General features: G+C 59.6%; 2 protein-coding genes and 1 tRNA gene. 2 read left to right on the forward strand and 1 reads right to left on the reverse strand.

All coding sequences use genetic code 11. The features are described 5' to 3' along the window. Both AC1DU6_RS31100 and AC1DU6_RS31105 read left to right on the forward strand, forming a co-directional pair. Nucleotides 1-191: hypothetical protein (locus AC1DU6_RS31100; RefSeq protein WP_477861985.1), on the forward strand; the 191-nt coding region annotated here is incomplete at its 5' end. Between the two features lie 28 nt (nt 192-219). Then, nucleotides 220-295: transfer RNA gene (locus AC1DU6_RS31105), tRNA-His, on the forward strand. A gap of 432 nt (nt 296-727) precedes the next feature. Here AC1DU6_RS31105 and AC1DU6_RS31110 read toward each other — a convergent pair. Continuing rightward, nucleotides 728-937 (reverse strand): hypothetical protein, encoded by a 210-nt coding sequence (locus AC1DU6_RS31110; RefSeq protein WP_457325984.1) that lies wholly within the window; start codon nt 935-937, stop codon nt 728-730. Nucleotides 938-1,424: the final 487 nt, after the last annotated feature.

Here is a 1,424-nt window from a genome sequence, read left to right on the forward strand (position 1 = left end):
GTTATGTCGTCGTGCGCATCAACCAGCTGCAGCCACGCGACGCCGCCGTCATCGACGACAAGCGCGCCGCCCAGCAATACGCCGGCGCCTGGGCGCGTGCCGAAGGCCAGGCCTATCTGGCCGCGCTGAAGGCGCAATACAAGGCCGCCATCAAGGTCGAAGCACCAGCCTCCGCAGCCAGCGCACCCTGATTTATCGGTTATACTTTTTGGCTCTGCGGTGGCTGTAGCTCAGTTGGTAGAGTCCAGGATTGTGATTCCTGTCGTCGTGGGTTCGAGTCCCATCAGCCACCCCAAATAAAGCAAGGACTTAGAAGCGAAAGCCTCTAAGTCCTTTTTCTTTTCTGACCTGCGTGTAACGCCGGTGTAAGACGATTCCTTGCGCCGAGTGTTCAAGAGTTGCGCTTTCGCAGCGGCACCCTACGACCTCCACGACGCTGGTGATCCGCACTTCTTTTCTAAAGAACGTGGCGGCGCCCCCGCCACCAGGCGTTCAACTGTTGCAGCCCGGGCTGTTCATGCTGGACCTCGCCCACGGACTGGGAGCATTTGGCATCCTGCAGCGCCAGGCGGCAGCGCGAGGCTTGACGACGCGGGTGCTGTTCTTCGCCGAAATTCCGGCGTGGGTGACTACTCCATAGACATTCACCGCCCGCGACTGCCGCTGAGGTCGCGCACATAAATTCGACCAGTCGGCTGCTTGGCTTGCGGCGAGCACCTCGACGGCTCTACTTCGTGTTCAGCTTCAGAGCATCATCTAGCCACGTCGGATGATTGGTCAGAATGTTGCATTGCGCATAAAGCCGCAGGAAGTACTCCCGGTCCTTTTCGGCGCCATCCTCGGCGCGAGCAATCCGGTTCATGAGGTCGAATGCGACGCGGGAAGGGCCGTCGTTCTCAGTGGTCACTGTGCCGCTAACGGTTCTGCTGTCTGCCATCTTCTTTCTCCCTGGTGGATCCCGGTTGCGCCGGGCGCGCGAAGCGATTCTTGCGCTCGTCATCTCGGTTGAAGAACAGGGCGGACCCTAGGCGCGTCCAATCCCACGCGGCTCACATGCTCACCGTTGAGCCTCAGGCCGGCGGGGGCTCTCGTCGCGTGCGACCGAGTCTGAGTGACCTTGAGCCGCTGCCGTGGGAGGTGCGCGCGGACAGGCGGTTACAGTTGATGCTTAGCCGCTCAGAGCGTTGAAACGTCCGCCGCTAGGGGGCAATAGTCCCTTTTTTTCACCACAAGCGCCGCTTGTGATCTATATAAAGTATAGGATGTCGTCCTACGGGGAGTACAACGCACCGCTTACGAAGGCAGTCAACGCATTAGCTAAGACTGACCCTGACGCGGTGCGTTTCCTTCTTCATGCGTTGGAAGCAATGGACGATGATGGCTTCGACCATGAGGACGTTCTGACCTGTTTGCGGCGAGGTAAG

Source organism: Roseateles sp. P5_B10 (assembly GCF_056400485.1).

Excerpts from the sequence above, each read along its gene's own strand:
- AC1DU6_RS31110 (WP_457325984.1), bottom strand. The coding sequence starts at position 937 with ATGGCAGACAGCAGAACCGTTAGCGGCACAGTGACCACTGAGAACGAC.